The sequence below is a fragment of the Acidobacteriota bacterium genome (genome assembly GCA_030774055.1).
In the GTDB taxonomy this organism is placed as follows: Bacteria; Acidobacteriota; Terriglobia; order Terriglobales; family Acidobacteriaceae; genus JACPNR01.
Map to the genome: position 1 here is coordinate 19784 of JALYLW010000043.1, position 7696 is coordinate 27479.

The 7696-nt window shown below is 63.5% G+C and carries 6 protein-coding genes; 1 reads left to right on the plus strand and 5 read right to left on the minus strand.

Going from position 1 to position 7696, the window contains the following annotated elements:
- Positions 1–17: 17 nt before the first annotated feature.
- The 5 genes from M3P27_03735 to ggt form a co-directional block, all read right to left on the minus strand.
- Positions 18–263 (minus strand): hypothetical protein, encoded by a 246-nt coding sequence (locus M3P27_03735; protein ID MDP9267419.1) that lies wholly within the window; start codon positions 261–263, stop codon positions 18–20.
- Between the two features lie 949 nt (positions 264–1212).
- Positions 1213–2166 (minus strand): arginase, encoded by a 954-nt coding sequence (rocF, locus tag M3P27_03740; protein ID MDP9267420.1) that lies wholly within the window; start codon positions 2164–2166, stop codon positions 1213–1215.
- Between the two features lie 323 nt (positions 2167–2489).
- Positions 2490–3815 (minus strand): asparagine--tRNA ligase, encoded by a 1326-nt coding sequence (asnS, locus tag M3P27_03745; protein MDP9267421.1) that lies wholly within the window; start codon positions 3813–3815, stop codon positions 2490–2492.
- Positions 3816–3967: 152 nt separating this feature from the next.
- A complete protein-coding gene (locus tag M3P27_03750) occupies positions 3968–4789 on the minus strand; it encodes a sugar phosphate isomerase/epimerase (protein ID MDP9267422.1) in 822 nt (273 codons plus the stop codon).
- Positions 4790–4887: 98 nt separating this feature from the next.
- Positions 4888–6648 carry a gamma-glutamyltransferase gene (ggt, locus tag M3P27_03755; protein MDP9267423.1) on the minus strand — a complete coding sequence of 587 codons (1761 nt, stop codon included), beginning with the start codon at positions 6646–6648 and terminating at the stop codon, positions 4888–4890.
- Between the two features lie 236 nt (positions 6649–6884).
- Here ggt and M3P27_03760 point away from each other — a divergent pair, with 236 nt between their 5' ends.
- Positions 6885–7319 carry an RNA polymerase sigma factor gene (locus M3P27_03760; GenBank protein MDP9267424.1) on the plus strand — a complete coding sequence of 145 codons (435 nt, stop codon included), beginning with the start codon at positions 6885–6887 and terminating at the stop codon, positions 7317–7319.
- Positions 7320–7696 lie beyond the last annotated feature (377 nt).

The following is a 7696-nucleotide window of genomic DNA, read 5'->3' on the forward strand; positions in this document are numbered from 1 at the left end:
TCGCGAGCCAGTGCCAGCTAGAGGTTCCTGCCGTAGGTCGCGCGCACGCGCTTGGAGACGCGGAAGTAGGTGACCCAGACGCCGAGGAAGGCCGCAGTCCGCACCCATGCGACGACCGACCAGAGGCTGATGTGCATCCCGAGCGTCTGGTAGAACATCAGGCCGATGGTGAAGAGCGTGAGCGCGAGCACCAGCGCGAAGTAGACGCGCAGCAGCGTCAGCGCCCCCGGCCGCACGCGCCAGAGCTGGATGCCGGTGACCATGCCGTAGACGATGAGCGCAAGCGAGAGTGGCAGCGTCCAGTTGAGCGAGAGGTAGCGCAGGAAGGGCAGCAGGCGCAGCCCGTAAAGCGGATCGACGATGGTGATTCAGACGCAGAAGAGCAGCAGCCATCCGCCGACGCCGCGCAATTCGCCGGAGGGCGGGCTCGGCTGCGATGTGGCTTCGGGCGCGAGGGCGGGAGCTGCTGCTGTTGGCGCAATCGAGGGCGAGCCCGACGCGCCTGTCACAGTCAGGTCGGCGCCGCAGTTCACGCAGAAGCGCTCCGCGGCTTGCGCGGGTTGTCCGCAAGTTGGGCAGGTCATGTGCGGGGGAAGACTACAGGATTTGTGTCGCCCGCTAAAGCGGGCTCGAATCTGATTTTGGCCCGGGCACCCAGCGGGCGGGGGTGTCAAAGGGGCTTGATTCGATCGACTTCCTCCAGGGATGGGCCGATTCAAGGTCGAATCCCCCCTCCACTCGCAACGCGCCAAACCACGGCATCGAGATGTGTCTTAACCGATACAGATTCATCGTGCCGCGATATGGCGCTTGACCGAGGGAGGAAAGGGGGTCAGGCTTGCGCACGCTAGATGGCAATTGCAAAGAGCCTCATCGCTGGAATCGGTGCAGCAGGCGCAGCTATCTTGCTTGCGATGATTGTCGTCCCTGTCTTTCTGGCTGTTCGACACGGTCCGAATGTCGGGTGGAATCCCACCTCTTTCCTCGGGCGGTCTCCAATATTCTGGTTAATTGTGACTGCCTCATTCGTCGCGGCGTTCTATTGGCAGTTGCGGAGAGCTGGCACTTGAGTGACGCAAGTCGGCCGTTCATTTCGTCGCCGTAACCGCTTTTTCTCGGCATAGGACCGGTTCTCCGATTCGCGCGCCTGGCGCCGCCCCTCATTGAAGGCGCGGATACTAGCCAGCGGGCGGGGACGCCGGCGCTCCAATATCAGAGGATTTTCTTGCCGAAGGCACTGAGCGAGAGTTCGACGGCGAGGTCGGCCGTCCGATTGTGCTCGTCGATGACGGGATTGACCTCGACGATCTCGAAGCTCGTCATGCGGCCGTGGTCGGCGATGATCTCCATCGCGAGGTGGGCCTCGCGATAGGTGGCGCCGCCGCGGACCGGCGTGCCGACGCCGGGCGCGTCTTCGGGATCGATCCAGTCCATGTCGAGCGAGACGTGGTAGCCGGCAGTACCGCGGCCCGCCATACGCAACGCTTCTTCGATGATGGTGCGCATCCCGCGCTCATCGATATCGCGCATGGTGAAGACTTCCACGCCGGCGCGCCGCACGTTCTCTTTTTCGACCGCGTCGATATCCCGGACGCCGACCAGCACGCAGTTCTCGGGCTGCACCTTAGGCGCGAAGCCGAAGATGTTCGCCAGCTCGGGCGGACCGAGTCCCATGATGGCCGCGAGCGGCATGCCATGGACGTTCCCGCTGGGCGAGGTGTCGGGGGTGTTGATGTCGGTGTGGGCGTCGATCCAGATCAGTCCGATGCGCTGGTTCTGGCGGCGATGGAATTCGGCTACGCCGGCCACCGTGCCGGCCGCGACCGAGTGGTCGCCGCCGAGAACGAGCGGCGTCTTGCCGGCTTCGAGCGTCTTCAGGATGAGTTCTGCGTGCTTGGTGCACGTGGCGGTGATCTCTTTCAGATACTTGGCGTGCGGCGAGCCTTCCTTCTTCTGCTCCGCGATGGCGACGGCGATGTTGCCGGCGTCTTCGACGATGTGTCCGATAGCTTCAAGACGCGCTTCGAGCCCGGCGACGCGGACGGCGGACGGACCCATGTCCACCCCGCGGCGCGAGGCGCCCAGGTCGAGCGGGACGCCGATCACGACGATCTTCTTGGGGGTGATGGTGGGGATGGGCGGCGGAATGGGAGGCATCGTGGCCATGAGGGGGTTTCGAGGACTGCTGAAGACGTTCTTCTAGAAACCCCTATTCTAAACGGGGGCGGAGGAACCGGGCGGGAGCGGTATCAAGGTGGTCAGCCTAGGGCTGTAAGATTATGATTCTAGGGTGGTTAAAGTCAAAACCCACCACGGAGGCACGGAGCCACGGAGGTGGTTTTGGAATGGCGTCCCTGAAAGAGTGCGGTTGCCATAGGGGTTCTTCGACTCGGCGCGGGGATGATTCGCCCGCGCCTCGCTCAGAATGACAAGAAACACCGTGGCCCCGTGTCTCCAGTGGTGAAGGGTTCTCTTCGCGATGCAGGGATTTATGGGTAGATACGGGTCAGGGTGCGGGCAAACGGGATGGTCTCGCGGACGTGTTCCAGCCCGCAGATCCATGCCACCGCACGCTCGATGCCCATGCCGAAGCCGGCGTGGGGCACGCCGCCGTATTTGCGCAGATCGAGGTACCACTTGAAGGCGGCTTCAGGGAGGTTGTGCTCCTTGATGCGTTGCGAAAGTTTCTCGTACGACCCGATGCGCTGCGAGCCGCCGATGATCTCGCCATAGCCTTCGGGGGCGAGCACGTCCACGCAGAGTGCGAGGTCAGGACGCGCCGGGTCAGGCTCCATGTAGAACGCCTTCACCTGCGCCGGATAACGATGCACCATCACCGGCCGCTCGAACTTGTTGGAGAGATAAGTCTCGTCGGGCGAGCCCAGGTCGCCACCGTACTCGAACTTGTGCTCGAGCTCGCCCTTGGCGTGGCCCTCTTGCAGCATCTTCACCGCTTCGTCGTAGGTGATGCGTGGGAAGGGGGTGTCTACCTGCTCGAGCTTGGTGATGTCGCGCTCGATGGTCTCGAGATCGCCGCGGCGGCGTTCCAGGACGCGCTTCACGATATAGGTGATGAAGTTCTCGGCCAGTTCCATGAGTCCGTCGAGCTCGAGGAAGGCGACCTCAGGCTCGACCATCCAGAACTCGGTGAGGTGGCGGCGGGTCTTCGATTTTTCCGCGCGGAAGGTCGGGCCGAAGGAATAGACCTTGCCCAGGGCCATGGCGGTGGCCTCGATGTAGAGCTGTCCACTCTGGGTGAGGAAGGCCTGCTGATTGAAGTAGTCCACTTCGAAGAGCGTGCTCGTGCCTTCACACGCGGCCGGCGTGAGGATGGGCGGATCGGTGAGCACGAAGTCGCGCTCGTTGAAGAATTCACGCGCGGCGTTCTCGATCTCCGCGCGGATGCGCAGGATGGCCGCCTGCCGCGGCGTCCGCACCCAGAGATGGCGATGCTCCATCAGGAAATCGACGCCGTGTTCCTTGAGCGAGATGGGGAAGGGATCGTTCTCCGGGACTTTCTGGACGACTTCCACGTTGACGACGTCCATCTCGTAGCCGCCGGGCGCGCGCTTATCGGCGCGGACCTTGCCGGTCACGATCACGCTCGACTCGAGCGTGAGGTTCTTCACCGTCTCGAAGACTTCGGGCGCGACCGCGTTCTTCGCGACCACGCCCTGGATGACGCCGGAGCCATCGCGAAAAATGGGAAACAGCAGTTTGCCACTCTCGCGCAGGTTGTAGAGCCACCCGCGCAGCGTGACGGTCTCGCCGTCGTGACGGCCGATCTGAGTGATACTGGTGACGGGAGCATCCATAGGGAAACCTTGATTTTACAGGAGTACCGGACGAAAACCTTTGGCCACGGATGGCCACGGATGTCACGGATCAGAAGAAACAAAAAGAAATCAGAAAACGCAAAAGAATAAGGTCTATCCGTGCGGCTCCGTGAGATCCGTGGCTAGTGGTTTTAACGATTGGCGGTGGTGACGGCGGCGATCTGCTCGAGGCGCGCGAAGGAATCTTTCATCCCTTGCACGACGTCGTGGCCTTCGCCGTCGATCTCCAGGAGGAGCGGCGGCTTTTGCGGCGCCGAGTGCAACAGGCGCATGGCCAGCGGCCAATCGATGTTCCCCTTGCCGGGCCAGAGGTGGGAATCACGGTCGTGCAGATTGTCATGCACGTGGGTGGAGCGGATGAGCGGCGCTACGCGATCGAAGGTGGGCTCGATGCCATCGGCAAGGTGCGCGTGTCCCACATCGAAACACACGAACACGTCGCGCACGTTATGGATGAAGGCGAGCAGCTTCTCCGCGGTGGAGAACTCGTTGGGGATGTTCTCGACCAGCAGCGTGACGCCGAGGGCCTTGGCAAAGGCCTGGATGTGCTCGATCGAGCTGACGCCAGCTTCGAATTTCGCCTCGTCCCATTCTTCGCCCGCGTTGCCCATGTGCTGGACGAGGTATTCGAAGGGCAGCGTCTCGGCGACTTCGAGCGCGCGCTTGATCTCGTCCATCGCGGCGATGCGCGTCTTGCGATCTTTCTCGAGCACGTTGACGGCGGGCGCGCCGGAGCGTCCCCAGTCGTCGTCAGCGAACATCGGCGAGTGCAGGGAGCGCAGCGGGACACCAGAATCCTGGAACCACTTCGCGATCTCCTTGATGTGCTGTTTGCTGGTGTAGTCGAAGTGTCCGCGAGCGGCAAAGATCTCGACGGCCTGCGCGCCGCCTTGCACGAGCTTATCCAGCAGACCGGGATGCAGCCGGTCCTTGACGAAGACGTAGGTCGACATCGCTCGCATCATGGCTGGGCCCGAAATCAATGTGGGCAGGTTTACGAGGCTAGCTTAGCGGGTGCAAGCAGTCAATGCTTAGCGGGCGAACGCCGCGATCAGTATCCCAGCGCGCGGCCGTTACCGCGCGGGTCGGTTGCGCCGAGCAGCTCGCCTGACTTTGGATCGATCATGATGCATTCGCCGTCGGACCAGTAACCCTTGATGAGCAACTTGTGGCCGCGCGCGGCGAGAAGCCGGAGCGTGTCGGGCGAGAAGCCGTAACGCTCGATGCGGACCTCGTCCGGCGTCCACTGGTGGTGGAAGCGCGGCGCGGTGACGGCCTGCTGCACGTCGAGCGAGTGATCGATCACGCCCATCAGGATGTTGGCGACGGTGGAGATGATGCGTGGCCCGCCGGGCGTTCCCAGTACCAGGAAGAGCTTGCCATCTTTGAGTACCATGGTCGGCGCCATCGCCGAGAGTGGGCGTTTGCCCGGCTGGATGACGTTGGCCTCGCCCTGGATGAGCCCGTAGGTGTTGGGCGCGCCGGGCGCGGAGGTGAAGTCGTCCATCTCGTCGTTGAGCAAAAAACCAAGCTTGTCCACGGTGACACGCGAGCCGAAAGAATCGTTGAGCGTGGTGGTGACGGCGACTGCGTTGCCGTGCGCGTCGACGATGGAGTAGTGCGTGGTGTGCTCGGGCTCGCGGATATTGACGCCAGGCGGGCGAAGTCGAGCGCTCACGTCCATGCCCTCGAATGGCGGCCGCTTGAGCTCGTTGCTGGGGGTGGCGCGCATCGGATCGATGGAGGCGCGCCAGGCTTCCGCATATTTCTTATCGAGCAGTTGCGCGACGGGAAGCTGGGCGAAGTCGGAGTCGCCGAGGAGATCCGCGCGATCGTAGAACGCGCGGCGCAGGGCTTCGATGGTCAAGTGCATGGAATCGGCTGAGCGGCTGCCGAGGCTCGCGAGGTCGTAGCCCTCGAGGATGTTCAGCGTCTCGATGAGCGTGATGCCGCCCGAAGATGGCGGCGGGGCGCCGATGATCTCGTAGCCGCGATACCTGCCGCGGACGGGGCGGCGGATCTTTACTTCATACTTCGCAAGATCATCAGCCGTGACGAGGCCTCCGCCCTTTTGGATGAAGGCGGCGATCTCGCGCGCCATCCGACCTTTGTAGAACTCCATTGGATCGCGCGCGAGGCGTTCGAGCGTGCGCGCCAGTTCGGGCTGGCGCAGCACGTCGCCTTGCTCGTAGGGGCGTCCGTTGCGGAGTGGGTTGCGGAGGAAGATGCGTTTGCTGGTGGGGAAATCGGCGAGTTCTTTGACTTCGGGATCGCGCAGGTCGTCGGCGTCTTCCCACGACAAGCGGAATCCCTCCCGCGCGAGCCGGATGGCGGGGGCCAGCAAACTCGCCCACTTCAGCTTCCCCCATTTATTATGCGCGAAGTACATGCCGGCGACGGAGCCGGGGACGGCGATGGACTTGTATCCGACGAGGCTGAGGTTCGGATCGGGCTTGCCGGCATTTTTTGAGTTTGGACCGCCGATGTACATATCGCGCGTGGCGGCCGCGGGCGCTTTCTCGCGATAGTCCACGAAGTGCGTTTCGCCATCGGCGAAGCGCACCAGCATGAAGCCGCCGCCGCCGATGTTCCCTGCTTGCGGATGGACGACGGCGAGGACGAAGCCGGTGGCAACGGCGGCGTCGACGGCGTTGCCGCCGCGACGCAGCGCGTCCACCCCAGCCTGCGACGCCAGCTCGTGGACGCTGACGACCATCGCGTGCTTGGCATGCTTGGGGCGGAGCGGGGCCTGGGCGGAAGCGAGGCCCGCAAGCGAGAAGAAGATGAGCGATAGACAAAGGATGCGGCGCATGCGAACGACGAGGCTAGTTCACGGTTGCAATATGGTCAATCTCGGTTGCCGCGGCGAGCGCAAAGATTTTCGTCTTATCCCACCCTCTTTGGTCATATAACCAGCTAGTTTCTCTCACTCATAGGACGGATGCCTGATGCACCCGGACGAGTTGCGAGCACAACTCGAAGCGCTGCACACGGAGCTTTGGGTGGGCGCTTGCCTGCTCCGATGGCGATCTGGGACGCGCGGAGAGCGTGCTGCAACGCAGCTACTTGAAAGTGCTCGAGGACCGCGCGAAATACGAGGGCCGATCGAGCTTCAAGACGTGGTTCTTCGGCGTGGTGCGGCACACCGCGGCGGAAGAACGCAGGCGGTGGATCTGGCGCAAACTGCGGTTGGCGGCGATGGAATCTGCGGCGGCGTTGCAACGTGGGCCGGGCGCGGACGCAACGCTCTTCGAATCGGAATTGCGCGAGCAGTTCCGCCGTATGCTCGGCGAGCTGCCCCGCCGCCAGCGCGAGGTGCTGCACCTGGTGTTTTACCAGGAGCTGACCATCGAGGAAGCGGCGGCGGCGCTGAGCGTGGGAGTTGGTTCCGCGCGGACGCACTACGACCGCGGCAAGAAGAAGATGCGGGAGATGCTGGAAAAGGAGCAGGTCGTTGCTGAAGCCAGACGCGCCAGAGCGTAACGAATCCGAGCTGAGGTCGTTGTTCCAAACGCTGCGCCGGGCAGACGCACGTCAGGCACCGAGCTTCTTGACGATGCTGGCGGTGCGTCCTCATCGCGTCGGCTGGTTGCGACCGGCAATGGTCATGGCGGCGGTCGTCTTGGTGGCAGCGGTGCTCGGAGTTGTGCGCGGGCAAGGCGCGGGCGAGACATCGGTGTCAACCCCAAGCGCGTCCACACGGCCGTCGGCTCATGTGCCGGCGACGCCGGCGCAAGCAGTTGTCGCTAGCACCGGCAAGTCACTCATCGCGGGCAAGACTTCCGTGTCAAGCGCGGGCGCGTCCACACGACCCTTGGCGGGTACGAGCGGGTCCACGCAGGTAGTAGTCAGCGGCGGCG

Excerpts from the sequence above, each read along its gene's own strand:
- M3P27_03735 (MDP9267419.1), bottom strand. The coding sequence starts at position 263 with ATGGTCACCGGCATCCAGCTCTGGCGCGTGCGGCCGGGGGCGCTGACG.
- rocF (MDP9267420.1), bottom strand. The coding sequence starts at position 2,166 with ATGGCCACGATGCCTCCCATTCCGCCGCCCATCCCCACCATCACCCCC.
- asnS (MDP9267421.1), bottom strand. The coding sequence starts at position 3,815 with ATGGATGCTCCCGTCACCAGTATCACTCAGATCGGCCGTCACGACGGC.
- M3P27_03750 (MDP9267422.1), bottom strand. The coding sequence starts at position 4,789 with ATGTCGACCTACGTCTTCGTCAAGGACCGGCTGCATCCCGGTCTGCTG.
- ggt (MDP9267423.1), bottom strand. The coding sequence starts at position 6,648 with ATGCGCCGCATCCTTTGTCTATCGCTCATCTTCTTCTCGCTTGCGGGC.